This is a genomic window from Chelatococcus sp. KU-N122, from assembly GCF_055391085.1.
Genome location: NZ_AP043981.1, coordinates 7,552,607 through 7,579,114, shown reverse-complemented (window position 1 = coordinate 7,579,114; position 26,508 = coordinate 7,552,607). Strand labels below are relative to the sequence as shown.

The following is a 26,508-nucleotide window of genomic DNA, read 5'->3' as shown; positions in this document are numbered from 1 at the left end:
CCGGCTGGATAGAGGCGCCGCTCAACGATCTGTTCTTGCCGTGGCAAAGCACGCGATGCAATCGATCTCCTGATCGTCATTGAAACCTAAACCGTATGACGTGACAATCGACCTCCAGATTTTCGGATTTTGACTATTTTCATGGTCGTTGTTGCGAGCGAAACGGCGACGTTACCGGCCGTTGCCGCAGCCGATATTGTCCAGGTTCGCTTGGCGTTGTGCTGGATGCTTTGGTCCGGACGCGCGTGGCGCGCCGTCGCTGGCGCCTCTTCATGGCCGCGGAGGACGGGCCGTGGTAGGACCAGCGCGGACGCGAACGGGAGCGTGGCAATGGCGTTGCGGACGCTGGAGGATCGGGCGACGCGCTCGGCGGAACACGGGACGCGGACGGGCGCCGTGCGCATCGGGCGCGCCATCCATGCCGCCCGCTGAGGCGCAGGAGCGGCCCACCGCCGCCGCGGAGCCGCCGTCGCATCTCGGCTGGCGCGCGCGCTTGCGGGCCATGGCGGCGGATCTCTTGGTCTTTGATCGGCATCGGCTGGCCTGGCCGCTTGCCACCCGCACCATGGTCGGCCTGCTGCTGCCGCTGCTGTTGGCCAAGCTGCTGGACGTGCCGTATCTGGTGTGGGTCGGCATCGGCGCCTACCTCGTCGCCATCGGCGACTCCCTCGACGACGGCGACCGGGCCCAGCCGCTGCGGCTCGTGGTGGGCACCGTGCTCGGCGCGCTGGCGCTGGCCACCGGCGTGCTGGCCGGTGGTCATCTGTTCACCGCAGTCGCCGGCATGCTCGTCTGGGGCGTGCTGACCGGGCTGATGGGCGTCTACGGCAGCGCCTTCGCCGTCGTGGCGTTGCCCGTGGCCTGGGCCTACGTGGAGCTTGGCCTGCCCGGCCGCGATCATTCGCTCGCGCAGGCCCTGTCGCTCGGCACCGCCTACCTGCTCGGCGGCGGCTTCACGTTGCTGCTCACCTTCGTGTTCAGGCTGGGCGGGCCCCATGCCCGGACGAAGACGCAGACCGCCACCGCCTACCGCGCGCTGGCGGACTACCTCGACGGCATCGCCGCCGCCGAGGGTGCGGGCAGCGCTTGGTCCGGCCACGGCCCGGTCGCGCCGGAGACGCCGGTGCGCGTCGCCATTGCCGAGGCGCGCCGCGTCGCGGCCCAGGGCTGGGCCAACCAGCAGGGCCCCAGCCGCGCCAACCAGCGGCTCCTGGTGCTGATCGAGACCGCCGATCGCCTGTTCGCGCTCGTCGCCATCAAGCGTGAGATGCCGGGCGGGCCGGGTCTCGCCTTCTTCGCCGAGACATGCCGGGTCGTCGCCGCGGCCCTGGTCCGCCGCAGCGCGCCTGCTCGGCTGCGCCCCCGGCTCGACGAGCTCTACCGGCTGGCTGAGGCGCCGGCGAACGCCACCGGCTTCGGCGTCGCCGCCGTCGACCGCCGCATCGCCGGCGAGCTGGCGCACGCCGTGCTGGTGGTGGCGGGCGACGCGCCGCCGCCCGGCGCGTCGGCGCCGGCCCCTGCGCCGAAGATCACGCTGACGCAGCTGCTCGAGCCGCTGGCGGCCTGCCTCGACCCGCGCTCCGTGGTGGCCCGGCACGCGCTGCGTTTCGCCGTCGTCGCCGCGGCCGCGGTGGTGGTGTTCTGGGTGTTCCCGCCGCCCTTCGGCTATTGGGTGCCGCTGACGGTGACGGTGGTGCTGAAGCCCTATGCGGGCATGACCCTGGCGCGCACGGTGCAGCGCATCGTCGGGACGGTCGCCGGCATTCTCGTCGGCATGGCGCTGATGCCGCTGCTCCCGGGCCAATGGGCCCTGGGCGCGGCCATGGCCATCGCCTTCTTCTGCATGATGGCCGTGCTGCCGTTCAACTACAGCCTGGTGGTGTTCTTCCTGTCGGCCGGGCTGATCCCGTTCGAGCACGTGCTCGACCCAGACATCACCCTGGACGTCGGCATGTTGCGGATCGTCGCCACGCTGATCGGCGCCATGCTCGCGGTCGTCGGGGGCCACCTGCTGTGGCCGTCGTTCGAGCGCAACGAGCTGGCGACCATGCTGCGTGCCGCCGTTCGGTCCATGGGTGGCTACGTGGAGGCGGGACTTCGGTCGGTGGAGACGGGGCAGGGAGCGGGTGCGGCCGAGGCGGCGCGCCAGCAGGCGGGGCTCGACCTCAGCAACCTGCAGGCGGCGCTGCTGCGCTCGCTGAGCGAGGTCGGCGGCGATCCGGCGCGCATGCAGGGCCTTGTGGGCGCCTCGGCCGCCCTGCAGCGGCTCATGCTGAACCTCAACGCCGTGCGTCAGGCGGCCCTGGCTCCGGCGCCCGTTGCGCTGGCTCCGGTCAGGACGGCGCTGGCCGCGGCGTTCGGCGAGATCGGCGAGGGCCGCGCGGTGACGCCGGCGGAGTCCAGCGCCCTGCGCGCCGCCATGCCGGCCGTCGATGGCGGCAGTCCGCCGGCGGCGCATTTCCTGGTGCGCGAGATCGATCGCATGATTGCCCAGACGGAGATGCTGTCGGTCGCGGTGGGCGATTTGACGTCGCCAGCCCTAAGGGGGCTGAGATGAGCTACGAGGATTTTGCCTGGATCGTGATGCCGCTCGCCGTGGCGGCTGTCGGCGTGGCCTATGCGCTGTATGTGGGCCGCGATCGCGAGCGCATGCACCCCGGCGAGTAACCCCTTACCGGCGCGCCTGACGCTGACGCCGGATCGTCCCCGCAATCTCCGGCACCAGCATCGAGGCGATGTCTTCCTTCGACACGCCCATCGGTGCCCGGGCAGGACCCGCCGCGCCTCGACCGCTGCGGAAAATCGGCACCGCCAGAGCGCCTCGCTCACCCCGCCGCGAGCCACTCCTGGGTGCGGTCGAGCGCCCGGGTCAGGCGGTCGAACATGTCGTTGACCTCCGCTTCGGTGATGATCAGCGGCGGGCACAGCGCGATGGAATCGCCGAGGTTGCGGACGATCAGTCCTTCCTCCAGCGCCAGCGCCGTGCAGCGGGCGCCGACGCCCCTGGTTACGGGGTGGGAGGCCTTGCTCGCCTTGTCGGCGACGATCTCCACCGCGCCCATCAGGCCCATGCCGCGCGCTTCGCCGATCAACGGGTGGTCAGCCAGCGCCCGCAGGCGCTGCTGGAACGGCACGGCGACGCGCGCCGCGTGGCCGACGATGTCGTCGCGCTCGTAGATTTCCAGCGTCTTCAGCGCCACGGCGGCCGCCACCGGATGGCCGGAATAGGTGAAGCCGTGGCCGAAGGTGCCGATCTTGCGGCTCTCGTCCAGCATGGCCTGGTACATGCGCTCGGGGATCATCACCGCGCCGATGGGGAGGTAGGCGGAGGACAGCGCCTTGGCCACCGAGATGCTCTCGGGCTTGATGTCGAGCGCGGTGGAGCCGAACATCGTGCCGAGGCGGCCGAAGCCGCAGATCACCTCGTCGGCGATCATCATCACGTCGTGCCGCTCCAGCACCGCCTGGATCTTGGGGAAATAGGTCTCGGGCGGCACGATGACGCCGCCGGCGCCCATCACCGGCTCGGCGATGAACGCCGCCACCGTCTCCGGCCCCTCGCGCAGGATCATCTCCTCCAGCTCCGCGGCGAGGCGCGTGGCGAACGCCTCCTCGCTCTCGCCGGTTTCCGCGAAGCGGTAGTGGTGCGGGCAGGCGGTGTGCAGGATGTTGGCGATCGGCAGGTCGAAGTCGGTGTGGTTGGCCGGCAGGCCGGTGAGCGAGGCGCTGGCGATGGTGACGCCGTGGTAGGCCTTGAAGCGCGAGATGATCTTCTTCTTCGCCGGGCGGCCCAGCGCGTTGTTCATGTACCAGGTGAGTTTCACCTGGGTGTCGTTGGCCTCCGAGCCCGACGAGCAGAAGAACACCTTGGAGATCGGCGCCGGGGCGATCTCCTTCAGCTTTTCGCCGAGCGCGATGGCCGGGTCGTGGCTGCGGCCGGCGAAGATCTGCGAGAACGGCAGCTTGGCCATCTGCTCGCGCGCCGCCTCCACCAGCTCGGCGTTGGCGAAGCCGAGCGAGGTGCACCATAGCCCGGCCAGCCCCTCGAGGTAGGGCCGGCCCGATGTGTCGTAGAGATAGATGCCCTCGCCGCGCTCGATGACGAGCGGCCCCTGGTCCCGGAACGTGGCCAGGTTGGTGTACGGGTGGACGAGGGTCTCGATGTCGCGGACGGCGAGGTTGCTGAGCATGGCGGCCTCAGGTCTGAGCGAGGATGGGCGGCGGCACGAAGCCGCCGGTCAGGGTTTCGAGCATGCCGGCGACGGCGATGGCGGTGCGGTCGGCGCCCTCGGCGGCGACGATCTGCACGCCGGCCGGCAGCCCGTCGTGCGAGCGCAGGACCGGCGCCACCGCGGCCGGCAGCTGCGCCACGGTGGCGAGCGACGACCACTTCAGGAAATCGAAATAGGGCAGGGTAGTGCCGTCGCCGAGGTCGAGGCTGCGGCCATGGATGTCGCGGCCGTGGTCATGGCGGATGGCGGGGACCGGCGCGGGCGGCATCAGCACCGCGTCGTAGGTCTCGAAGAACGTCTTCCAGGCGCGCTTGAGTGCGTCGCGGCGCCCCCGCAGGTCCTTCCACTCGGCGGCGCCGACCAGGGCGCCGCGCGATTGCAGCGCCTTGTGGCCGAGGTCTCCCGGCGCATAAGCGGCGGCGTCGGCGGCAAGGCGCTCTCTCACCTTCTCCGGCAGTCCGGCGATGGTGATGGCATGGTTCATGAGCGAATAGACCTCGAAGGCCTCGGCGAAAGCGAAGCCGGGCCGCCCCGTCGGGTCGACGGTGGCGCCTGCGCCGGCCAGCAGGCGGGCGGCTTCGCCCACCGCATCGGCCACGGCGCGCGAGACCGGCGCCATCGGCTCGTCGAGCCAGAGCGCCAGGCGCAGACCCTTGGGCTCCCGGGCCCGGGGCTGTGCGAGCCGTGGCTTGACGCCGTCGAGCGCGGGCGGGCCCGCGATGACGGCGAGGATCAGGTCGAGGTCGGCGGCGGAGCGGGCGAGGGGGCCAGCGACACCCAGGTCGTTCTCCGCATCGACGCCGGGGGGCGGCGGCACGTGCCCGCGCAGCGAGACCAGGCCCCAGGTGGTCTTGAGCCCATAGAGGCCGCAGGCGTGCGCCGGCCAGCGGATGGAGCCGCCGATGTCGGAGCCGAGCTCGAACGACGCCATGCCGCTGGCGACCGCCGCCGCCGCGCCGCCAGAGGAGCCGCCGGGCGTGCGCGTCAGATCCCATGGGTTGTTGGTGGCCCCGTAGACGGCGTTGAACGACTGGAAGTCGCCCGAGAACAGTGGGACGTTGGTCTTGCCGACGATCACGGCACCGGCGGCGCGCAGGCGCGCCACGGCGGCGGCATCGGTCTCGGGGATGCGGTCCCGATAGGCCGGTGCCCCAGCCGTGGAGACCAGCCCCGCCGTCGAATAGGCGTCCTTGATGGTGATGGGCAGGCCCTCGAGCGGCCGGGCCTCACCGGCCCGCCGGCGCACATCGCTTGCCTGTGCGGCCGACCGCGCGGCGTCGGCATCGACGGCGACGACGGCATTGAGGGCCGGGTTCACCACCGCGATCCGCGCCAGCGTCAGCTCCAGGAGCTCGACGGCGGAGGTCGTGCCGGCGTCGAGGGCAGCGAGCTGGGCTCCGGCCGATTGGGTCAACAGGTCCATCTTCGCCTCCACCGTGCACCTCGCTCATGGATACACTGGACCGGGGTGCCCGCAAAAGCATCATCACCGCGGATGGATTCGGCAGAGGCCGTGACTATGTAGCTGCACGGTGCAACGGAGCGGACGGCCGAGGTCGCCGCGAGTGGGGAGGATTTGCCATGGCCAATACCGGGACGGGGCTCGAGCTGCGCTCGCGGGTGAGCAGGGACGGGGAGCTGGAGCTGTCGCTCGTCGACGTGCCCGTGCCGACGCCGGGCGCCGGCGAGGTGCTGGTGCGGGTCGAGGCCTCGCCGATCAACCCGTCCGACCTCGGGCTGCTGCTCGGCCCGGCGGACGTTGCCACGATCCGCGGCGGCGGCACGGCCACGCATCCGGTGGTGACGGCCAAGGTGCCGGCCCAGCGCCTGGGCGGGCTTGCGGCCCGGCTCGACCAGTCGATGCCGGTGGGCAACGAGGGGGCCGGCGTCGTGGTCGCCGCGGGTGCCGGGGCGGAGCCATTGGTCGGCCGCACCGTCGCCATGCTGGGCGGCGCCATGTACGCGCAGTATCGCCTGTTGAAGGCCGCCGACTGCCTCGTGCTGCCGGAAGGCACCAAGGCTGCGGCCGGCGCCTCGTGCTTCGTCAACCCGCTGACCTCGCTCGGCATGACCGAGACCATGCGCATGGAGGGCCACAAGGCGCTGGTCCACACCGCTGCCGCCTCCAACCTCGGGCAGATGCTGGTCAAGATCTGCCTCAAGGACGGCATCGGCCTGGTCAACATCGTGCGGAACGCCGAGCAGGCGAAGATCCTGAAGGACCTCGGCGCCACCTACGTGCTCGATTCCACCTCGTCCGACTTCACGGCGGAGCTGACCGATGCGATCGCCGCCACCGGCGCCACCATCGCCTTCGACGCCATCGGCGGCGGCAAGCTGGCCGGCCAGATCCTCGTCGCCATGGAGGAGGCGCTGAACCGCAAGGCTGGCGCTTACAGCCGCTATGGCTCGGCCACGCACAAGCAGGTCTATGTCTACGGTGCTCTCGACGTGCGACCGGTCGAGATCGATCGCAACATCGGCATGGCCTGGGGCGTCGGCGGCTGGCTGCTCACCTACTTCCTGATGAAGATCGGGCCGGAGGGCAACAAGCGGCTCCGCGACCGGGTGGTGGCCGAGCTCCACACCACCTTCGCCAGCCACTACACGGCCGAGATCTCCCTCGCCGAGGCCTTGAAGCCCGAGGTCATCGCCGCCTACGCCAAGCGGGCGACGGGAGAGAAGTACCTGATCAATCCAAGCAAGGGATGATAAGGTATACATGCTTCAGATGTCATGGCCGGGCTCGACCCGGCTATCGATCTATACGCTGTAATCTGGCCGGGCGAGCTGCGTATAGGTAGCGTTTCTTAGCAGAGGGATGGCCGGGTCAAGCCCGGCCATGACGCTGCGGAGCGTTTCCACGCCGTCGAGCTTGCGCTGTCTCCCAGGCCTTCGCTTGCCGGCGACGCCCCGGGGGATGCGTTCGGCCGCAGGCTCCCGCCAGCCTCATTCCGCGGCCATGTGGTGCGGCCTTTGGCCGATGATGGTTGTCATGATCGCGGCGATGTGGCGGTCGATCGCTGCGATGCTGCCGTTCTGCGCCGAGATCTGCGCGCCCTCGAGCACGAAGGTGATATGCGCTGCGGCGCCCGCCGGGTCCGCGAGGCCGGCGGCCCGGCACATGGCTTCGAGCCGTTGCGCCTGCCCGGTCTTGTGCGCTTCGATCCGCTGCCGCCACGGATGCTCCCGATCGGCGATCTCGGCGATGGTGTTCACGTAGGGGCAGCCGCGGTGTGAGATCTCCGGCAAGTCGGCCGCGACCGCGTCGGCAAAGGCCCAAAGCTGCGCCCGCGGCTTGCCGGCGTAACGCTGCTCGATGACGTCGAGCATGCTCCGGTAGCGCGCGATGGTCTGGTCGAGCCAGGCCTCGATCAGCACGTCCTTGGACGGGAAGTGGCGATAGACGCCCATCTTCGTCGTCTGGGCGGATGCGGCGATCGCCTCCACCGTGACGTGCTGGATGCCTTGCGCATCGAACAGGCCGTAGGCGGCTTCGACGATGCGCTCACGCAGCGATGGCTTTCTCTCGATGGTCTTCACGTTGGTCCCGTTGACAATGATACCGTAAGGTATCATTGATACTGATGGGTATCGTATAGCGTTACGGGAAGGACGCCGCAATGCAACTGAGCGAATATGCCGCCTACGACGCGATCGGCCTTGCCGAGCTGATCGCCTCTGGCCAGGTCTCCGCAGCCGAAGTGGCCGATGCGGCCCGGCGGGCCGTCCAATACGCCGATCCGCAGGTCCACGCCGTCGTCGAGTTGTGGCCGGATGAGCCGGCAATCTCGCCCGAACATGGCTCGGTGCTGGCGGGCGTGCCGTTCCTGATCAAGGATCTCGGTGTCAGCCGCGCCGGCCGGTTGAGCGAGTTGGGCAGCCGGCTGGCCACCGGGGTGCGGGCGGCGGCCGATTCGACGCTGATGCAGCGCATTCGCGGCGCCGGCTTGCTGACGATCGGCCGCACGACGACGCCCGAGTTCGGCCTCAGCACGACCACCGAGAGCATCGCCGTTGGCCCCACGCGCAACCCGTGGGATCCCGGGCGCAGCGCCGGCGGGTCGAGCGGCGGCGCGGCGGCCGCGGTCGCCGCCGGCATGGTGCCTGTGGCGCACGCGACCGACGGCGGCGGCAGCATTCGCGTGCCGGCCTCCGTCAACGGGCTGTTCGGCCTCAAGCCGACGCGGGGGCGCGTGTCCAATGGCCCGGCCATCGACGAGATCTGGAGCGGGCTCGTCGTCCAGCTCGGCGTCAGCCGCTCGGTCCGCGACAGCGCAGCCCTGCTCGATGCCGTGCACGGCGGTGGTATCGGCGAGCCTTACGAGATTGCCGCGCCGGCCCGCAGCTTCCTGGTCGAGGCGGAGCACGACCCCCGGCGCCTGAAGATCGGCCTGATGCTCGATCCGCTGAACGGTGCGCGGACCGCCCCGGCTGTGGCGGAGGCCGTGGGGGCGACGGCGCGCCTGTGCGAAGGCCTGGGACATGAGGTGATCCCGGTCCGGCCCGACATGGGCGTGAGTTGGGAGGCCTTCACCTTCGCCAACACTCAGTTCTGGACCGTGAATACCGCCGCCTGGATCGAGGCGATCGCCGCCGCCACGGGCCGCGAGCCGGGACCTGACGTGCTCGAGCCCGCGACCCTCGCCGTCCACCAGTATGGCCGGACCGTCAGCGGCCTCGGCCTGCTCGGCGCCCTCGACGTGCGAAACACGGTGACTCGGGCCGTGGGCGCGTTCTTCCAGTCGTTCGACGTACTGCTGACGCCCACGGTGCCGGACCTGCCGCCGGTGATCGGCGCCTACAATGATGGGCAGGAGCGGCTCGACGCGCTGGGCTGGATCGACCGGGTGTTCGGCTTTTCGCCGTTCACCGCGCTGGCCAACGTCGCCGGCATCCCAGCGATGTCCGTCCCGCTGGGCATGGACCCGGCGAGCGGCCTTCCCATCGGCTCGATGTTCGCTGCCGGCTTCGGCCGAGAGGCGATGCTGTTCAATCTCGCCGGTCAACTGGAGCGGGCGCAGCCCTGGCAGGATCGGCGCCCGGCGGTCTGGGCCGGCAACTGACGCTACGCGCCTCGCCGAGCAGCCGTTACGCGCCCCAGTCGGTGACCATAAGACCCGGCACCCGTTCGAACTCGCGGCGGTTCAGCGTCACCAGCGCGGCGCCGCGGCGCCGCGCCTGGGCGGCGATCAGCACGTCATAGGGGCCGATCGGGGTTCCCTTGGCTTCCAGGGCTGCGCGGATATCGCCCGCCTCGGCGGCATCGTCCATGTCGAAGGTCAGGACATCAGGCGTTGCTGCGAGAAAGTCATCGAGACGCGCCTGGTTCCGTTCCGGATGGGCGCTCTTTGCGGCGCCATACCGCAACTCGAACAGCACCGCGGCGGGAATGGCGAGTTTCGTCCCGCGGAGCAACTCAGCCTTCAGCCGCTCGACGAGATGGAGACGGCGTGCAGTCATGACGCCGATGACGATATTGGTGTCGAGGCAGAACACGAAGCTGCTCAATCGAAGCTGATCGTGTCATCTGGTTCCAGCGGCGGATCGTCATTCTGCTCGGGAAAATCGATGTCGCCGTAGCTCTCCAGCTTGGCCCACCACGCCGCGACGTCGAATGGCGGCTTCCGCAGGGGCTCCAGGATCACCTTGTCCCCCACGCGGCTGACACGCACCTCGGTGCCTTCGAAGCGGAACTCCTTGGGCAACCGCACGGCTTGGCTGCGGCCGTGCAAGAACAGCTTGGCGGTCGTGGGCTTGTCGGACGGGGCCTGTGGCGATGGTTTGGCGGCTCGGCTGCTCATCAAGACGACCGGACAATGATATCTATCGTGGATAGATATCACATGGCGTGGCCGCCGTCGACAGCGCAGCCGGCGCGCGGCCGCCGGCATGGGGAGCTGGTCGAAGCGAGAGTTCCGCCAGTCATACACAGGTGTTAGTGCGCTGCTGCGATTCCGCTAACCTATAATTGGATGCATTCGAAGCAGCGGACCAGCCGGCCCGATGAATGACGGTCGGCTGCGGCCAGCCGGAGAACACGATGGCCTATACCCTCAAGATCAACGGCCGTAGCCAGACGGTCGATGTCGACGACGACACCCCGTTGCTGTGGGTGTTGCGCGATGTGCTCGGCATGACTGGCACCAAGTTCGGCTGCGGCATGGCGCTGTGCGGCGCCTGCACCGTACATCTCGATGGCCAGCCGATCCGCTCCTGCATCACCACCGTCGACAGCGTCGGCACCGGCGAGGTCACGACGATCGAAGCCATCGGCCGCACGCCGGCCGGCCAACGGATCCAGCAGGCTTGGGTCGAACTGGAGGTGCCGCAATGCGGCTACTGCCAGTCCGGCCAGATCATGTCGGCAACCGCCCTGCTGGCGTCCACCCCCCATCCGAGCGATGCCGACATCGATGGTGCCATGTCCGGCAACCTCTGCCGCTGCGGCACCTACGTGCGTATCCGCGAAGGCATCAAGCGCGCGGCGGCCGGCGGCACTGGCCGGACGGGAGGCTGATCATGGCCGAGACGGCAGACAACAAGCCCGCCGAGCAGGTCCCGACCCGGCGCGACATCATCAGGGCCGGCGTGGGCGCCGGAGGCGCGCTGTTCGTGGTCTTCGGCATTCCGTCGATCGCCAAGGTCATGCATACCGATCCAGGTCCAGCGGCGCATCCCGCGCCGGCACCGGCTGCGGCGGCGGTCCCGCCGTTCATGCCCGGCGGCTTCGTCCGCATCGACCCCACCGGCGAGGTCACGCTGACCATGCCGCAGGTGGAGATGGGGCAGGGCACCTATACCTCGATGCCGATGCTGATCGCCGAGGAGCTCGAGGTCGAGCTGAGCCAGGTGAAGCTCGCCGCTGCGCCGCCGGACGACAAGCTCTACGGCAACCCGCTGATCGGCTTCCAGGTCACCGGCGGGTCGACGTCGGTGCGCGGCTTCTACAACCCGTTGCGCGTCGCCGGCGCCACCGCGCGCGAGATGCTGATCGCCGGGGCGGCCAAGACCTGGGGGGTGGATGCCGCGAGCTGCCGGGCCGAGAAGGGCACGGTCGTGCATGACGCGAGCGGCCGCCGTGCGCGCTATGGCGAGCTCGCCGCGGCGGCTGCCGCCGTGCCGGTCCCGACCGAGGTGAAGCTGAAGGACCCCAAGGCCTTCAAGCTCATCGGCACGCCGGCCAAGCGCCTCGACGTGGAGGACAAGACGAACGGCCGTGCTCAGTTCGGTATCGATGTGCGCTTGCCGGGCATGCTGATCGCGACGGTGGCGGCCTCGCCCGTCATCGGAGGCAAGCTGCGCTCGGTCGATGAGAGCGCGGCGAAGGCCGTCAAGGGCGTGCGCCAGATCGTGCGTCTCGACGACGCGGTCGCTGTTGTCGCCGATCACATGGGGGCCGCCCGCAAGGGGCTCGCCGCCCTTTCCATCGTCTGGGACGAGGGCGCCAACGCCAAGGTCGGCACCGCCGACATTGTCGCGACGTTGCAGGCAGCCACCACGGACAGCGGCGTGGTGGCCGAGCGTAAGGGCGACCTGGACGCGGCGATGGCGGTCGCGACGAAGACCATCGAGGCCGTGTACGAGATGCCGTTCCTGGCGCACACGACGATGGAGCCGATGAACTGCACGGTGCACGTACGCAAGGACGCGTGCGACATCTGGGTCGGCACCCAGGTGATCTCGCGCGCCCAAGCCACAGCCGCGGAGGTGACGGGCCTGCCGCCCGAACGCATCGCCGTGCACAACCACCTGCTCGGCGGTGGCTTCGGCCGGCGGCTCGAGATCGACTTCGTCACCCAGGCGGTGCAGATCGCCAAGCAGGTAGACGCGCCCGTCAAGGTCGTGTGGAGCCGGGAAGAGGACATCCAGCACGACATCTACAGACCATATTATGTCGACCGCCTGAAGGCGGGCCTCGATGCCGCCGGGCGGCCGACGGCATGGCACCACCGCATCGCTGGTTCCTCCATCATCGCGCGCTGGGTTCCGGCATTCTTCAAGGACGGGCTGGACGCGGACGCGGTGGACGGGGCCGCCGGCCCTTACGATTTCGACAACCTGCTGGTCGATTACGTCCGCCGGGAGCCGCCGTCGGGCCTGTCCACCGGGTGGTGGCGCGGCGTCGGCGTCACCCACAACGCCTTCATGGTCGAATGCTTCGTCGACGAGCTCGCGCAGGCCGCCGGCCGGGAACCCGTCGACTACCGGCGCGCGCTGCTCGGCAAGCAGCCGAGGGCACGGGCGGTGCTGGATCTTGCCGCCGAGAAAGCCGGCTGGGGCACGCCGCTGCCGAAGGGCAGGGGGCGCGGCATCGCGCTGCTTTTCGGCTTCGGCACCTATGTGGCCCAGGTGGCCGAGGTCGAGGTCTCGGCCAAGGGGGAGGTGCGGGTGTCTCGCATCGTCTGCGCGGTCGATTGCGGGGTCAACATCAACCCCGACACGGTGCGGGCCCAGATGGAGGGGGGCATCGTCTACGGCTTGAGCGCCGCGCTCTACGGCGAGATCACGCTGAAGAACGGGCGGGTCGAGCAGAGCAATTTCGACAACTACCAGGCCGTGCGCATCAACGAGATGCCGGCTATCGAGGTCCACATCGTGCAGAACCTGGAGGAGCCGGGCGGCATCGGCGAGCCCGGCACGTCGGCGATCGCGCCGGCTCTGGTCAACGCCATCTATGCGGCGACGGGCAAGCGCCTGCGCAAGCTTCCGGTCGACGCCCGGCAACTGGCGGCGACGTGAGCGTGTGATCCGGCAGGGGCGGCGCGTGGCACCGCCCCTGCCGCTTATCCGCGGCGCCGGCCCTACGCGCGAGCGGCGTTGATGATTTGCAGCTGCGTGAACTCGGCCAGCCCCTCCTCGGCGAACTCGACGCCGAGCCCCGACTGCTTGGCACCGCCGAAGGGGATGTTCGGCGCCATGTCGAGGTGCTTGTTGATCCAGACGGTTCCCGCCTCGATGCGGCTCGCCACCTTGTGCGCGCGGTCGAGATCCGACGACCACACCGAGGCACCGAGCCCGTAGTTGGTGGCGTTGGCGCGGCGGATGACATCCTCGTCGTCCGAGTAGCGGATCACCGGCAGCACCGGGCCGAACTGCTCCTCGTCGACCAGGCGTGAGCCCTCCTTGATGTCGCGGACGATGGTCGGCTCGATGAAATAGCCCGGCCGGTCCATGGCGTTGCCGCCAGCGACGATGGTGCCGTCCTGCTTGGCGGCCTCGAGAAAGCCCTTCACCTTCTCGTATTGCATCTTGTTCTGCAGCGGGCCGAGCTTGGTCCCCTGCTTCAGCCCGTCGTCGACGACGGTGTTCTTGGCGATGCTGGCCAACTCGCTGCAGAGCTCGTCGTAGACCGTGTCGTGGACGTAGAGGCGCTTGATGGCGAGGCACACCTGCCCGCTGTTCTGGAACGCACCCTCGAAGATGCCGGGCGCCACTTTCTTGGGGTCAACGTCGTCGAGCACCACGCCGGCATCGTTGCCGCCGAGCTCCAGGGTGATGCGCTTCAAAGTCTCGGCGGCGCTGGCCATCACCTTCTTGCCGGTCGCCGTCGAGCCGGTGAAGGAGATCTTGCGCACGTCCGGATGCCGGGTCAGGGCGTCCCCCAGGTCGTTGGCGTCGGCGATGACGTTGAGCACGCCCTTGGGCAGCACGTCCGCGACCAGCGCGGCGAACTTGAGGGTCGACAGCGGCGTGGTCGGCGCCGGCTTCACCACCAGCGTGTTGCCGGCCAGAAGCGCGGGCGGCAGCTTGAAGCCGAGGATCATCAGCGGATAGTTCCACGGGATGATGGCGCCGATGACGCCGAGCGGCCTGCGGTGCGCCTCGACCCGCCGTCCCTCGCTCTCCTCGATGACCTTCATGTCGAGATTGAGCGTGGCGAAGTAGCGGAAGAAGCCGGCCATTCCGAAGACCTCGGCCGTCGCGTCGGCCAGCGGCTTGCCCTGCTCGCTGGTGAGCAGGCGGGCCAGCTCGCCGACGTTGGCTTCGATCACGTCGGCCATCGCGTTGATGGCCTCGCGCCGCGCCTCGATCGGCGTTTCGGCCCAGGTGGGGAACGCCGCTTTCGCCGCGGCGACGGCGGCGTCCAGCTGCTGCGTCGAGGCGCGCGGGCAATCGGCCAGCACGTCCTCCGTCGCCGGGTTGATGATAGGCATCGTCGAAGCGCCGGGGACCAGCGTTCCGTTGATCAGAAGTTTGAACTCGCTCATGGCAGTCCTCCCTCGTGCAACGACGGGCTCATGGTCGACCCGCTATATACAATCGTATATTACGATGTCCGCACTGACAACGCGTGGATGCCGTCCGCAACAGCTTGCGGCTGCGACCGAGGCATTGTGGCCGGTCATCGCCTTGCCGCCTCGAAGGGACCGGGCAGGGCGTTCGATATGGATGGGGACGCGCATGATCACCAGGCTGCATCTGCTCATGGGGCGATCGGCGGAGCGGCGGGCTGCCGGGCCGCGCTCGACAAGGCCGTGGGAAAGGCGCACGACACCGGCTAAGGCGTTGAGCGGACGGCGGTTCATTGCGCGTGCTGAGCCGGCCATCTCGGCCATGTGCGCGACGACGGGCCCAAGCCGGTCGGTTTGCCCTGCTGCATGAACGGCGTCGCGATGGTGTTCGAACCTGTGGCGGTTTGAGGACAGAGACCTCCGATGGCGCTTTTTCTGCTGGCCTATCTCGGCGGCGTGCTGACCATCGTCAGCCCGTGCATCCTGCCGGTGCTGCCTTTCGTGTTCGCTCGCGCCGATCGCTCGTTCCTGCGCAGCGGGCTGCCGCTGCTCGTCGGCATGGCCGCGGCGTTCGCCGTCGTCGCCACGCTTGCATCCGTCGCCGGCGGCTGGGCCGTGGCGGCGAACCAGTACGGCCGCTACGCGGCCCTGGCGCTCCTGACAGTGTTCGGGCTGACGCTGCTGGTCCCCAGCCTGTCCGACCGGCTGAGCCGCCCCGTCGTCGCCCTGGGCGCGTCGCTGTCGCGCACCGCCCAAGGGGGTGAGGCCGGGCGATCGCCGGTGTTGTCGTCGCTGCTGCTCGGTATCGCCACGGGCATGCTCTGGGCGCCCTGCGCCGGCCCGGTCCTCGGCCTCATCCTGACGGGCGCGGCGCTCGAAGGCGCCAGCCTGCGCACGACATTGCTTCTCCTCACCTTTGCGGCGGGCGCCGCTACCTCGCTGGCGCTGGCGCTCTTCGCCGGCGGCCGGGTGTTTGCAGCAATGAAGCGTGGGCTTGGTCTCGGCGAATGGCTCCGGAAAGGGCTGGGCGTGGCCACGCTGGTGGCGGTTGCAGCCATCCTGGCGGGCTGGGACACCGGCATCCTGACGCGCCTCTCGCTCGCCAGCACGGCAACGCTCGAGCAGGGCCTGCTCGACAAGCTGCGTCCAGCCGATGCGGCGGCGCCGCAGCCGTCCGTCGTCGTGTCGGGCGGTCCTGCCATGATGAGCGGCAACCCCGCCATGATGATGACCGGCAAGCCCGGCACCGAACCCGATGCGCTGCCGGTCGAGGGCCTGATGCCGCCGCTGTCAGGGGCGGTGCAATGGCTCAATTCGGCGCCGCTGACGGCCGACGGGCTCAAGGGCAAAGTCGTGCTGGTCGATTTCTGGACCTATTCCTGCATCAACTGCCTGAGGGCTATTCCCTATGTCCGGGCCTGGGCGGCGCGCTACAAGGACGAGGGCCTGGTGGTCGTCGGGGTGCATGCACCCGAGTTCGCCTTCGAAAAGACGATCGGCAACGTCGAGAAGGCCGTCAAGGACCTGGACATCACCTATCCGGTGGCGATCGACAACGACTATGCCATCTGGCGTTCCTTCAGGAACGAGTATTGGCCGGCTCATTATTTCATCGATGCCGAAGGCCGCATCCGCCATCACCATTTCGGTGAGGGCGATTACGAGGGTTCTGAGCGCGTCATCCAGCAATTGCTGGCCGAGGCGGGGCGACGGGATATCTCGGCAGGTTTCGTCAAGGTCGATGCGACCGGGGCCCAGGCCGCAGCCGATATGAGCGAGGTGCTGTCGCCCGAAACCTACGTCGGCCATGAGCGGGCCGAGAACTTCGTCTCGCCCGGCGGCGCGGTCCACGACGCTGCGCACGTCTACGAAGCCGGCACGCCGCGCCTCAACGAATGGGGCCTGACGGGCGACTGGACCATCGGCGGCGAGAATGCCCGGCTCAACGGTCCCGGCGGGGCCATCACCTACCGCTTCCATGCCAGGGACCTGCATCTGGTGCTCGGCCCGCCCCCCGGCGGCAAGCCCGTCCGCTTCCGCGTCTCCGTCGACGGCATGAAGCCCGGCGACGGCCATGGCATGGATGTCGATGCGGAGGGGTACGGCGTGGTCACCGAGCAGCGTCTCTATCAGCTCATTCGGCAGCAGGGGCCGATCGAGGATCGTACGTTCGAGATCCACTTCCTGGATCCCGGCGTGCAGGCCTTCGCCTTCACCTTCGGCTGACTGGCGCCGCGCCGGCGGGTGAGTTCCCGCGCTGGCGCACGCCGGCGGCCAGGATCCGGCCGACCACCAGCGGGCGCTGCCGGCCAAGCCGCCGCGGTCAACGCCATCGTCGCGGGGACGGGCTAACGGCCGCGCGAACTGCCTGTCGCCGTGCGGCTGCCGGCGGGGAGGTGACGCCCCGGCCATGTGCGCCGCGCGCGCAGGCACGCGCCGGAATGTCTGGCGCGGACCGCGCCGCGCGGACTACGCTCGGCCTGCCGCCAGCCGACGACGCGAGGAGACGGATCGATGGCTTGCACACACGCGCATGTCCCGCCGCGAGCGGGCGGCCTCGCGGCGTTGGCCTTCTTGGCCTCGATCGCCGGCGCGGCGGCCCAGTCTGCCGCGCCCCCGCCGCCGGTCGTGTCGGTCGCCAGGCCCGTGGTGAAGCAGATCGTCGAGCGCGACGATTTCATCGGCCGCTTCGAGGCGGTCGATACGGTCGACCTGCGGGCCCGCGTGTCGGGTTACCTGGACAAGGTGCACTTCCAGGACGGCGCGCTGGTCAAGGCTGGGGACCTGCTGTTCAGCATCGACCCGCGTCCCTATCAGACGGCGCTTCGCTCCGCCCAGGCGGCGGCCGCGTCAGCCACCGCCAGGGTGCAGTTTGCCAAGACCGACCTTGAGCGCGCTGCCAACCTGCGCCAGTCCGGCAACATCACCGAGCAGCTGGCCGACCAGCGGCGCCAGGCCCTGCTGACCGCCCAAGGCGATCTCGACAGCGCCAATGCGGCGATCGACAGGGCCAAGCTCGATCTCGACTACGCCCAGATCCGGGCGCCGTTCTCCGGCCGCATCTCGCGACGGTTCGTGTCCGCCGGCAATCTCATCAACGCCAACGAGACGCTGCTCAGCACGATGATCTCACTGGATCCGATCCAGTTCTACTTCGACGTCGACGAGCGCGCCTATCTCGCCTACCTGCAGGACTTCGCCAGCGAGCCCGGCCGGCCGGCCCCGCGCGATGCGACCGTCACGGTGTCGCTCACCGGTGAAGACAACGGCACGCGCAAGGGCAGGATCGACTTCGTCGACATCAGGCTCGACCAGCAGAGCGGCACGGTGCGCGGGCGGGCGGTCTTCGACAACAAGGATATGGCCCTCACCCCCGGCCTCTTCGGGCGCATCCGGGTTCCCGGCTCCCGACCCTACAAGGCCGTGCTGATCCCGGATGAGGCGCTTGGGTCCGACCAGAGCCGGCGCATCGTCTACACGGTCGGCCCCGACGACAAGATCGTGACCAAGCCCGTGCGCACCGGGCCCCGCATCGATGGCTACCGCGTCATCCGCGAGGGACTGGGGCCCGACGACATGATCGTGGTCAACGGCCTGGCGCGGGCACGGCCGGGCACGCAGGTCTCGCCGAAAATGACCGAGCTGCCGCCCAGCCGCGAGCCGTCGAACTGAGCGGAGACGCATCATGGGCTTCACTCACGCCTTCATCGAGCGGCCGATCTTCGCCAGCGTCATCGCCATTGTCATCGTGCTGGTCGGCGCGATCTCCTACCTGACCCTGCCGGTCTCGCAGTATCCGGAGATCGCGCCGCCGACGATCGTCGTCAGGGCGAGCTATCCGGGGGCCGACGCGAAGACCGTGGCGGCGACGGTCGCGACGCCCCTCGAGCAGCAGATCAACGGGGTCGAGGACATGATCTACATGTCCTCCTACTCGACCAGTGACGGCAACATGCAGCTCACCGTCACCTTCAAGCTCGGCACCGACCTCGACAAGGCGCAAGTGCTGACCCAGAACCGGGTGGCGATTGCCACCCCGCGCCTGCCCCAGGACGTGACGCGCCTCGGGGTCACCACGCTGAAGGCCTCACCGGACCTGATGATGGTCGTCCACATGCTCTCGCCGGACGAGACCTTCGATCAGCTCTACGTCTCGAACTATGCCCGCAACAACGTGCGCGACGAGCTGCTGCGGCTCGACGGGGTCGGCGACATCACGATCTTCGGCGAGCGCCAGTATTCGATGCGGATCTGGCTCGATCCCGACAAGCTGTCCGCCTTCGGCATGACCTCGAGCGACGTGGTCGCGGCCGTGCAGGAACAGAACGTCCAGGTCTCCGGCGGCGCCCTCGGCCAGGAACCAGCCCCCGACGACCGCGCCTTCCAGCTCACGGTGACGACGCAGGGCCGCTTTCAGGACCCCCGCGAGTTCGCCGGTATCATCGTGCGGGCGACCGACGACGGCAGGCTGGTCCGCCTTCGCGACATCGGCCGCGTCGAGCTCGGCGCCCAGGACTATTTCACCAACTCCTATCTGAGCGGCAAGCCGGCGGTGGCGCTCGCGATCTTCCAGCGGCCGAACACCAATGCGCTGCAGGCGGCCGAGCAAATCAATGCCAAGATGCGGCAGCTCAAGCAGGAGTTTCCACGGGGTCTCGATTACACCGTCGTCTACAATCCGACGGAGTTCATCGCCGAATCCGTGCGCGAGGTTTACAAGACGCTCTACGAAGCGTTGGCGCTCGTGGTCATCGTCGTCATCGTGTTCCTGCAGTCGTGGCGGACCGCGATCATTCCGATCATCGCCATCCCGGTCTCGCTGATCGGCACCTTCGCCGCACTCGCGGCGCTGGGCTTCACGCTGAACAATCTCACCTTGTTCGGCCTCGTGCTGGCCATCGGCATCGTGGTCGACGACGCGATCGTGGTCGTCGAGAACATCGAGCGCAACATCGCCGACGGGCTCTCGCCGCGCGATGCCGCCCACAAGACCATGGACGAGGTGGGCTCCGCGGTGCTGGCCATCGCGCTGGTGCTCGCCGCGGTGTTCATTCCGACGGCCTTCATTCCCGGCATCACCGGGCAGTTCTACCGCCAGTTCGCACTGACGATCGCCGTATCGACGCTGATCTCCGCCTTCGTCTCGCTGACCCTGTCGCCGGCGCTCGGTGCCATCCTGCTCAAGAGCCATGAGCACAGACAGACCGGCCGGCGAGGCGTCTTCGGGTTCCTCGGCCGGGGCGCCGACCTGTTCAACCGCGGCTTCGACCACACCTCGTCCGGCTACGCCAAGGCTGTCGGCGTGGTGGTGCGGCGCAAGCTCATCGTGCTGCCGATCTACCTCGGGCTGCTCGCCGGGACGGTGTGGATCGCCAATGCGGTGCCGCGCGGCTTCATCCCGACGCTGGACCAGGGCTACGCCATCACCGTCATCCAGCTCCCGGACGGCGCCTCCCTGGCCCGCACCGACGCCGTGACCAAGCGCGTCCAGGAGATCGCGCTCAAGACCCCGGGCGTGGCCAACGCGGTAGCCTTCGCGGGCTTTTCGGGCGCGACCTTCACCAACGCCACCAACGCCGCCGCCGTCTTCCTCCCATTCAAGCCGTTCGACGAGCGCGTGAAGCAGGGCCTTTCGGCGGATAAGATCATCAGGGACATCTTCGGCCGAATGCAGGAGATCGAAGAGGCGTTCATCATCGCCATTCCACCGCCGCCGGTGCGCGGCATCGGCAATTCCGGCGGATTCAAGCTGCAATTGCAGGAGCGCAACGGCGCGGAGGTCGACCGGGTCCTGGCCGCCACCTACGACATGATGGGCCGGGCCCGTGCCGACAAGAACCTGGCGGGCGTGTTCACGACGTTCTCGGCGGCGACGCCGCAGATCTTCCTGGCGCTGGACCGCCAGAAGGCGCGCATGCTGAACGTGCCGGTCGGCAACATCTTCCAGACCCTGCAGAACAACCTCGGCACGGCCTACGTGAACGACTTCAACGCATTCGGCCGCGTCTACCAGGTTCGCGCCCAGGCGGACCAGCGCTTCCGCCTGGACCAGGAGGACGTCAATCGCCTGCGCGTGCGCTCGGCGACCGGCGCGCTGGTGCCCCTCGGCACGCTCGTCGAGGTCAGGGAGGTCGCTGGGCCCGATCTGGTTCAGCACTACAACATGTATACGTCCGTCCCGCTGCAGGGCACGCCGGCAGCGGGAGTGTCGTCCGGCGCCGCGCTCGATACCGTCGAGCATCTGGCCAAGGCGACGCTGCCGCCGGGGATCGGCTACGACTGGACGGAGCTGGCCTTCCAGGAGCGGGGCACCGGCAATCTCGCGATCTTCATTTTCGGGCTGTCGGTCCTGTTCGTCTTCCTCGTGCTGGCGGCGCAGTACGAAAGCTGGTCGCTGCCGTTCGCCATCATCCTGATCGTGCCGATGAGCGTGCTGTCGGCCCTCGTCGGCGTGATGATCCGGGGGCAGGACAACAACATCCTCACCCAGATCGGCCTCGTGGTGCTCGTTGGGCTGGCGGCCAAGAACGCCATCCTGATCGTCGAATTCGCCAGGGACATCGAGGCCCGCGACGGCGTCGGGCCGATCGCGGCCGTCGTCGAGGCCTGCCGCCTGCGCCTGCGGCCGATCCTGATGACCGCCTTCGCCTTCATCCTGGGCGTCGTGCCGCTCGCCATCGCCACCGGCCCGGGCGCCGAGATGCGGCAAGCGCTCGGCGTCGCGGTGTTCTCGGGCATGCTGGGCGTGACCTTCTTCGGGCTGTTCCTGACGCCGGTCTTCTACGTCGCTATCCGCCTGCTCGTCCTGCACAGGGGCCGGGGAATACAGGCCGAAAAGGCAGCGGCCCCGTCGCGGCCGACGGAGGCCGCCGGGCCGACTGGCGCCTGATCCACCCAGCACGGCGGCCTGCTGTTCGTCCCCCGCGCCACGTGGAATTCGCGCGCTCAGTAAGCAGGCCGACGCCGATCATTGGCCGATGGTCAGAAAAAAGGAGCCCGGATCGCTCCGGGCTCCTCGCGCAGGGGGACGCGCTGGAGAAGGCTTATGCGGCGGCCGAGGACTTTGCGTCGGTCGGCACCGTTGCGATGGTCTTCAGCACCTGCGAGGCGATCGCGTAGGGGTCGCCTTGCGAGTTCGGCCGACGGTCCTCAAGGTAGCCCTTGTAGTCGTTCTTGATGAACGAGTGGGGCACGCGGATCGAGGCGCCGCGGTCGGCCACACCGTAGGAAAACTTGTTCCACGGGGCGGTCTCATGCTTGCCGGTGAGGCGCATGTGGTTATCCGGCCCATAGACGGAGATATGGTCGTCGAGATTCGTCTCGAAAGCGGCCATCAGCTCCTCGAAATAGGCCTTGCCGCCGACTTCGCGCATGAACTTCGTGGAGAAGTTGCAATGCATGCCCGAGCCGTTCCAGTCGGTGTCGCCGAGCGGCTTGCAGTGGTACTCGATGTCGATGCCGTACTTCTCGGTGAGCCGCTCCAGGAGGTAGCGGGCCATCCACATCTCGTCGGCGGCGCGCTTGGAGCCCTTGCCGAAGATCTGGAACTCCCACTGGCCCTTGGCCACCTCGGCGTTGATGCCTTCGTGGTTGATGCCGGCGGCGAGGCAGGCGTCGAGGTGCTCCTCGACGATCTTCCGGGCCACGTCGCCGACCTTGCTGTAGCCGACGCCGGTGTAATAGGGGCCCTGCGGCGCCGGGTAGCCGCTCTCGGGGAAGCCGAGCGGCCGGCCGTTCTTGTAGAAGAAATACTCCTGCTCGAAGCCGAACCAGGCACCCTCGTCGTCGAGGATGGTGGCGCGCTTGTTCGACGGGTGCGGGGTGACGCCGTCGGGCATCATGACCTCGCACAGCACCAGGACGCCGTTGGTGCGCTGGCTGTCGGGGAAGACGCGGACCGGCTTCAGCACGCAGTCGGAGCTGCGGCCCTCCGCCTGCATGGTGGAGCTGCCGTCGAAGCCCCACAGCGGTAGTTGCTCGAGCGTCGGAAGGCTATCGTATTCCTTGATCTGCGTTTTTCCGCGCAGATTGGGAACGGGCGTGTACCCGTCCAACCAGATATACTCGAGCTTGTATTTTGTCATCTGCGGCTCTCTCGTACGTGTAAGACGAAGTGTGAAGGACGTCCTGATGCGCGCCCGGCCCGCGAAGGGCGCACCTCGGCCGCCAACCACCGCAACTGCAAGCATGGAGCATGCCAGCCCTGTGCCAGGCATGAGGGAACAAGGCCCCGGCCGGAGCCGTTGCCACGTAAGCTGTTGATGCGCCTGCGGCTCCGGTTGGGTGGGTGTTCGACTTTGGTCGTGAGCGCCCCTCATCCTTGATCTGGTGGCGTCTACAAAGTGAGCAACGTGCCTGTCAATTGGTCAATTTCGGCTGGCTGCGCTTGAAAGAAGCAGATAAAATGCGGGGCGGAGTGGATGCTTTCCAAATATGCAAGTTAGATCGTGCACATAATGTATTCATTCGACGAATTTAAGTAAGGCATGTTGCGTAAGCCTGCTGCAGAACATAATTGCGGCTGCTAGGGTTGTTGTGCACGGAGGGCCAGCGCCCGGATTCGTAAGGAAAGAGACAGGCAATGACTACCAGTTTGGAGCGCCCGTCGGCGCAGATCTACCGCTTCCCCGTCGGGGGGCGGGCCGCGCTCGCCCGCCGCCTCGACGGCAGCCGCACGCCGGCCGAGCCGGCTCCGGCGCCTACTCCGGCGATCGCCGTGGGCAGTAGCTGGTACCACGAAGCGGCCATGCAAGAGGCCGACCGTACCCGCAAGAGCTGAGCGGCCATGCTCATGCTCGACGTACACTTGGCTGGACGGACCTTCGGTTCCGCCCAGCCAGCCCGCTCGGGCGACTAGCCGGGCCGACTGGCCGCTGGGCTCTGCCCGGGACGACTGGCCCGCACGTCGGCCGACGCTAGTGCGCCGTCGATTTCGACAAGAGATTCAAGACCAGCACGCCCGCGACGATCAGCGCGATGCCGGCCGGGGCCGCCAGGTCCAGCGCTTGCCGAAAGGCCACCCAGCCAAAGATTGCGATCAGCACGATCCCGGCGCCCGACCACACAGCATAGGCGATGCCGATCGGAATGGACCTGAGGGTGAGGGCCAGCAAATAGAATGACACCGCATAGGCGGCCACGATCACCGGTACATAGGCGGGCTTGGAGAAGCCGTCACTCGCCTTGAGGGCCATCGTGCCTATCACTTCGGTGAGAATCGCGCCGGACAGGTAGAGCCAGTTCATGGGGGGGCTGCAACTCCTAACGTGCTACGCGACGAGCGCCTCTGCGCGCAGGGAGAGGCATGCTGCGCGGTCGGTGGAGAGAACGGTTCCGCCTTTGAGGCCATGATCGGCCGCGGCGCAAGCCTCGCCTTCTTGTGGCATGGCCGTCCGGCGTGGGCGCAGTCCGGGGCGGTCTCTTGTTCCGGCCTTCTTGTTCAGCGCCGCGCTGCGCCGAATCCAGCGTCCGCAATCGGCCGGTACATGGAGAACACGTGTGAATTTTGAGCGATTTGTGCGGAGGACTGCATGAATTATTTTCGCTGAAATTCAAGGAGATAACGTAAACTAGCGACGATGGACTGTTCTTGCCGGAATTGTCGCGGTGCAAAATGCTGGCTTGGACGGATAGCTGACCAAGCGTGATGGGCCCTTGCGCATGCGCATCGGCGGCGATGCGCGAGCGGAGCCGGACGTCAGGCGCCGAAGATCGACCAGCCCAATCTCTTGGTCAGTGCTTCGAGCGCGATCCGCCCCAGGTGGGAGTTCCCCGCCGCGTCGAGGCCCGGCGACCAGACGGCGATGGAGGCCGTGCCAGGGGCTATCGCCAGAATGCCGCCGCCGACGCCGCTCTTGCCGGGCAGGCCGACGCGATAAGCGAACTCGCCGGAGCCGTCATAATGGCCGCAGGTCAGCATGATGGCGTTGATGCGCCTGGCGCGCTCGGGCTGCACCACAAAATGGCCGGTCGCCGGGTTGCGGCCGAACTGGGCGAGGAATCGTCCGGCCATGGCGAGCTGCCGGCACGACATGGCGATGGCGCAGTGGTGGAAGTACACGCCGAGCGTGAAGTCCACCGGGTTCTCCAATACCCCGAACGATTTCATATAGTTGGCCAGCGCTGCGTTGCGAAAGCCGGTGCGCTGCTCGGAGGCCGCCACCGCCTCGTCGATGGCGATCGATTGATCGCCGGTGAGAAACTGCATGAAGCGGAGAATCTCGCCCAGCGCCTCGCGCGGCTGATGCCCGGAGAGGATCAGGTCGGTGATGGCGATGGCACCGGCGTTGATGAAAGGATTGCGCGGGATGCCGCGCTCGCGCTCGAGCTGGACGATCGAATTGAAGGGGCTGCCCGAGGGCTCGCGGCCGACCCTCTGCCATACGCGGTCGCCGAACTTGCCGAGCGCCAGGGTGAGCGTGAACACCTTGGAGATGCTCTGGATCGAGAACGGCGTGTCGGCGTCGCCGGCGGCGGCGACGTGACCGTCGGCGTCGACGACGGCGAGACCGAAGGCACCGGCATCGACCCGGGCGAGCTCCGGGATGTAGGTCGCGACGGCGCCGCGGTCGGGCCGCGTGCGCATCTCCTCGACGATTTCCTTCACGACACGATCCAGATCGGGCACGGGCTTGCTCATTCTTGGGGATGGATTCCACGGCGCTCTGGGCAGGGCTCAGGCAGATCCCAGGCCAACCGTGCAACAGGTTGTCTCGGTCCAGACCCTAGATCGGCCGTCCGTATCCGCACTTTCGCTGCGTTGCAATAATTCCGCATCCGATCTACTACTTGCGAATCGATTGCGGGGGACGTGCCGATGCTTGAATCGCGACTTCGTCAGGAGCCGATCGAGATTGTGATCCTTGGCCCGACAGGGGAAAAGGACGAAGCGGATCTTGTGCCGACCCGCGTGCTCAAGAAGGCGGTCGTCGATATCACGCGGCGGCTGGCGAGCGACTTTCCAGGCGAAACGTTCAACGTTTCGAGGCCTCAGGCCTACGAGTCCGGCTCGCCGATCGCGACGGTCGTCGGCGGCATCGAGGACGCGGATCTGGTCGTCGTCAACCTCGGCGATCGTGACGGGGATGCGGCCTACGAAGTCGGCATGCTGCACGCGCTCGGCGTTCCGCATATTCTCGTCACCCCGGACCGTGAGCTTCCGTTCTACGGCAAGGACCTCAAGGCGGTGCCGGGCTTCGCCGTCAATCCGAGCCGCACCAGGGGCCGCTACAAGTTTGTCGAGCACAAGTTCGGCCTGCGCCTGGAGGCCGCGCTCAGGGATTTCATCGCACCTTTCCTCGCCGTCAGGGATACCACCCTGCCGCGCCAGCGCTTCACCGAGGCTGCGGTCGCGCTCGATGCCTATACCAGCAGGGCGGCCAGCGACTATTTCCAGCGGCCGATCGTGGACAGCGCCGGCCCGGAGGGCCTGGCGGCGGCGTACTACATGAACACCGTAGGCCCGTTCGTCTGCGAGAACGGCTATTTCTCCGGCCCATGCCACCTGGAGATGCCGCCGTCGAAGACCGATCCAGGTGGCCCGAGCACCCGCGTGCAGACCGCCATCGACCGCTACATCGGCGTGCTGCCGCCCGAGGACATGACCAACTATGATGCGGACAGCAAGCGCCTCGCGGAGCTGTTGAGCACCTCCGGCCTGCATCTCGAACAGCGCATCGTGCGGGCGCGCGGGGCACGCGCCTTCCGCACCGGCTTCCTGGCCCGGACGGACGGCAGCCTCGCCGACCCCGTGACCGTCGTCGAGATTCCGGCGGTCGTCTACGCGCTCGGCCAGACGCAGCGCTACAGCGTCTTCTGCCAAAGGCACAGCGGCAATGCGGAGCGCCAGCAGCGCAAGCTGCACGGCCTGCTCGGTAGCTTCGAGCGTGCCATGCAGCTTCGCCTCGCGGAGCAGTCGGCCCGGTGGACCGACAAGAAGGCGGTCGTGACCCGGATGAGCCACCTGAACGACACCCTGTGCGAGCTCGGCATCACGGCGGCTTGACCGGCCGCCCCGGCCGGGCGCAGCGACAGCGGGATTT

The 26,508-nt window shown here is 68.3% G+C and carries 19 protein-coding genes and 1 pseudogene; 11 read left to right on the top strand and 9 right to left on the bottom strand.

Going from position 1 to position 26,508, the window contains the following annotated elements:
- The first annotated feature begins 418 nt into the window (after positions 1-418).
- A complete protein-coding gene (locus ACZ5PO_RS34220) occupies positions 419-2,557 on the top strand; it encodes an FUSC family protein (RefSeq protein ID WP_464187166.1) in 2,139 nt (712 codons plus the stop codon).
- Between the two features lie 268 nt (positions 2,558-2,825).
- Here the strand turns inward: ACZ5PO_RS34220 and ACZ5PO_RS34215 are convergent, their stop codons facing one another.
- Together ACZ5PO_RS34215 and ACZ5PO_RS34210 are read right to left on the bottom strand one after the other, a co-directional pair.
- Positions 2,826-4,190 carry an aspartate aminotransferase family protein gene (locus ACZ5PO_RS34215; RefSeq protein ID WP_464187165.1) on the bottom strand — a complete coding sequence of 455 codons (1,365 nt, stop codon included), beginning with the start codon at positions 4,188-4,190 and terminating at the stop codon, positions 2,826-2,828.
- 7 nt (positions 4,191-4,197) lie between these two features.
- A complete protein-coding gene (locus tag ACZ5PO_RS34210) occupies positions 4,198-5,655 on the bottom strand; it encodes an amidase (protein WP_464187164.1) in 1,458 nt (485 codons plus the stop codon).
- A 158-nt stretch (positions 5,656-5,813) separates the two neighbouring features.
- Between ACZ5PO_RS34210 and ACZ5PO_RS34205 the strand changes: the two genes are divergently transcribed.
- A complete protein-coding gene (locus ACZ5PO_RS34205; RefSeq protein WP_464187162.1) occupies positions 5,814-6,944 on the top strand; it encodes a zinc-binding dehydrogenase in 1,131 nt (376 codons plus the stop codon).
- A 237-nt stretch (positions 6,945-7,181) separates the two neighbouring features.
- Here the strand turns inward: ACZ5PO_RS34205 and ACZ5PO_RS34200 are convergent, their stop codons facing one another.
- The gene (locus ACZ5PO_RS34200; RefSeq protein ID WP_464187161.1) at positions 7,182-7,775 is read right to left on the bottom strand and encodes a TetR/AcrR family transcriptional regulator; all 594 of its coding nucleotides are present in this window, start codon (positions 7,773-7,775) and stop codon (positions 7,182-7,184) included.
- An 80-nt stretch (positions 7,776-7,855) separates the two neighbouring features.
- Between ACZ5PO_RS34200 and ACZ5PO_RS34195 the strand changes: the two genes are divergently transcribed.
- The gene (locus ACZ5PO_RS34195; RefSeq protein ID WP_464187160.1) at positions 7,856-9,298 is read left to right on the top strand and encodes an amidase; all 1,443 of its coding nucleotides are present in this window, start codon (positions 7,856-7,858) and stop codon (positions 9,296-9,298) included.
- Between the two features lie 25 nt (positions 9,299-9,323).
- On the opposite strand, the gene ACZ5PO_RS34190 is transcribed toward ACZ5PO_RS34195, so the two are convergent.
- Both ACZ5PO_RS34190 and ACZ5PO_RS34185 read right to left on the bottom strand, forming a co-directional pair.
- Positions 9,324-9,743, bottom strand: a complete 420-nt coding sequence (locus ACZ5PO_RS34190) for a PIN domain-containing protein (protein WP_464187158.1) — start codon at positions 9,741-9,743, stop codon at positions 9,324-9,326.
- Positions 9,740-10,036: an antitoxin gene (locus ACZ5PO_RS34185; protein WP_464187157.1), complete on the bottom strand. Its 297-nt coding sequence runs from the start codon at positions 10,034-10,036 to the stop codon at positions 9,740-9,742. Before ACZ5PO_RS34185 ends, ACZ5PO_RS34190 begins: the two co-directional genes overlap by 4 nt.
- Before the next feature lie 239 nt (positions 10,037-10,275).
- Here ACZ5PO_RS34185 and ACZ5PO_RS34180 point away from each other — a divergent pair, with 239 nt between their 5' ends.
- Both ACZ5PO_RS34180 and ACZ5PO_RS34175 read left to right on the top strand, forming a co-directional pair.
- Positions 10,276-10,752, top strand: coding sequence for a (2Fe-2S)-binding protein (locus ACZ5PO_RS34180; RefSeq protein WP_464187156.1), 477 nt, complete (start codon positions 10,276-10,278; stop codon positions 10,750-10,752).
- A 2-nt stretch (positions 10,753-10,754) separates the two neighbouring features.
- On the top strand, positions 10,755-12,974 hold the full coding sequence (locus ACZ5PO_RS34175) for a xanthine dehydrogenase family protein molybdopterin-binding subunit (protein WP_464187154.1): 2,220 nt from the start codon (positions 10,755-10,757) through the stop codon (positions 12,972-12,974).
- A gap of 62 nt (positions 12,975-13,036) precedes the next feature.
- Here ACZ5PO_RS34175 and ACZ5PO_RS34170 read toward each other — a convergent pair whose 3' ends face one another.
- Positions 13,037-14,443, bottom strand: coding sequence for an aldehyde dehydrogenase family protein (locus tag ACZ5PO_RS34170; RefSeq protein ID WP_464187153.1), 1,407 nt, complete (start codon positions 14,441-14,443; stop codon positions 13,037-13,039).
- A gap of 249 nt (positions 14,444-14,692) precedes the next feature.
- Between ACZ5PO_RS34170 and ACZ5PO_RS34165 the strand changes: the two are divergent.
- The 4 genes and pseudogenes from ACZ5PO_RS34165 to ACZ5PO_RS34150 form a co-directional block, all read left to right on the top strand.
- Positions 14,693-14,875 (top strand): annotated as a pseudogene (locus ACZ5PO_RS34165) (peptide-methionine (R)-S-oxide reductase); the annotation flags it as partial.
- Between the two features lie 15 nt (positions 14,876-14,890).
- The gene (locus ACZ5PO_RS34160) at positions 14,891-16,693 is read left to right on the top strand and encodes a cytochrome c biogenesis protein DipZ (RefSeq protein ID WP_464187152.1); all 1,803 of its coding nucleotides are present in this window, start codon (positions 14,891-14,893) and stop codon (positions 16,691-16,693) included.
- 288 nt (positions 16,694-16,981) lie between these two features.
- Entirely contained in the window at positions 16,982-18,139 is a 1,158-nt protein-coding gene (locus tag ACZ5PO_RS34155; protein ID WP_464187151.1) for an efflux RND transporter periplasmic adaptor subunit, read from the top strand.
- A gap of 13 nt (positions 18,140-18,152) precedes the next feature.
- The gene (locus ACZ5PO_RS34150; protein WP_464187150.1) at positions 18,153-21,356 is read left to right on the top strand and encodes an efflux RND transporter permease subunit; all 3,204 of its coding nucleotides are present in this window, start codon (positions 18,153-18,155) and stop codon (positions 21,354-21,356) included.
- 154 nt (positions 21,357-21,510) lie between these two features.
- Here ACZ5PO_RS34150 and ACZ5PO_RS34145 read toward each other — a convergent pair whose 3' ends face one another.
- Positions 21,511-22,551, bottom strand: coding sequence for a glutamine synthetase beta-grasp domain-containing protein (locus ACZ5PO_RS34145; protein WP_464187149.1), 1,041 nt, complete (start codon positions 22,549-22,551; stop codon positions 21,511-21,513).
- Positions 22,552-23,048: 497 nt separating this feature from the next.
- Here ACZ5PO_RS34145 and ACZ5PO_RS34140 point away from each other — a divergent pair, with 497 nt between their 5' ends.
- Complete coding sequence (locus ACZ5PO_RS34140) at positions 23,049-23,246, top strand: DUF2735 domain-containing protein (RefSeq protein WP_464187148.1); 198 nt, start codon at positions 23,049-23,051, stop codon at positions 23,244-23,246.
- Positions 23,247-23,382: 136 nt separating this feature from the next.
- Here the strand turns inward: ACZ5PO_RS34140 and ACZ5PO_RS34135 are convergent, their stop codons facing one another.
- Positions 23,383-23,712 carry a DMT family transporter gene (locus ACZ5PO_RS34135; protein WP_464187147.1) on the bottom strand — a complete coding sequence of 110 codons (330 nt, stop codon included), beginning with the start codon at positions 23,710-23,712 and terminating at the stop codon, positions 23,383-23,385.
- 452 nt (positions 23,713-24,164) lie between these two features.
- Positions 24,165-25,106 carry a glutaminase gene (locus tag ACZ5PO_RS34130; RefSeq protein ID WP_464187146.1) on the bottom strand — a complete coding sequence of 314 codons (942 nt, stop codon included), beginning with the start codon at positions 25,104-25,106 and terminating at the stop codon, positions 24,165-24,167.
- Between the two features lie 177 nt (positions 25,107-25,283).
- On the opposite strand from ACZ5PO_RS34130, the gene ACZ5PO_RS34125 reads away from it, so the two are divergent.
- Positions 25,284-26,471 (top strand): hypothetical protein, encoded by a 1,188-nt coding sequence (locus ACZ5PO_RS34125; protein ID WP_464187145.1) that lies wholly within the window; start codon positions 25,284-25,286, stop codon positions 26,469-26,471.
- The last annotated feature ends 37 nt before the right edge of the window (positions 26,472-26,508 follow it).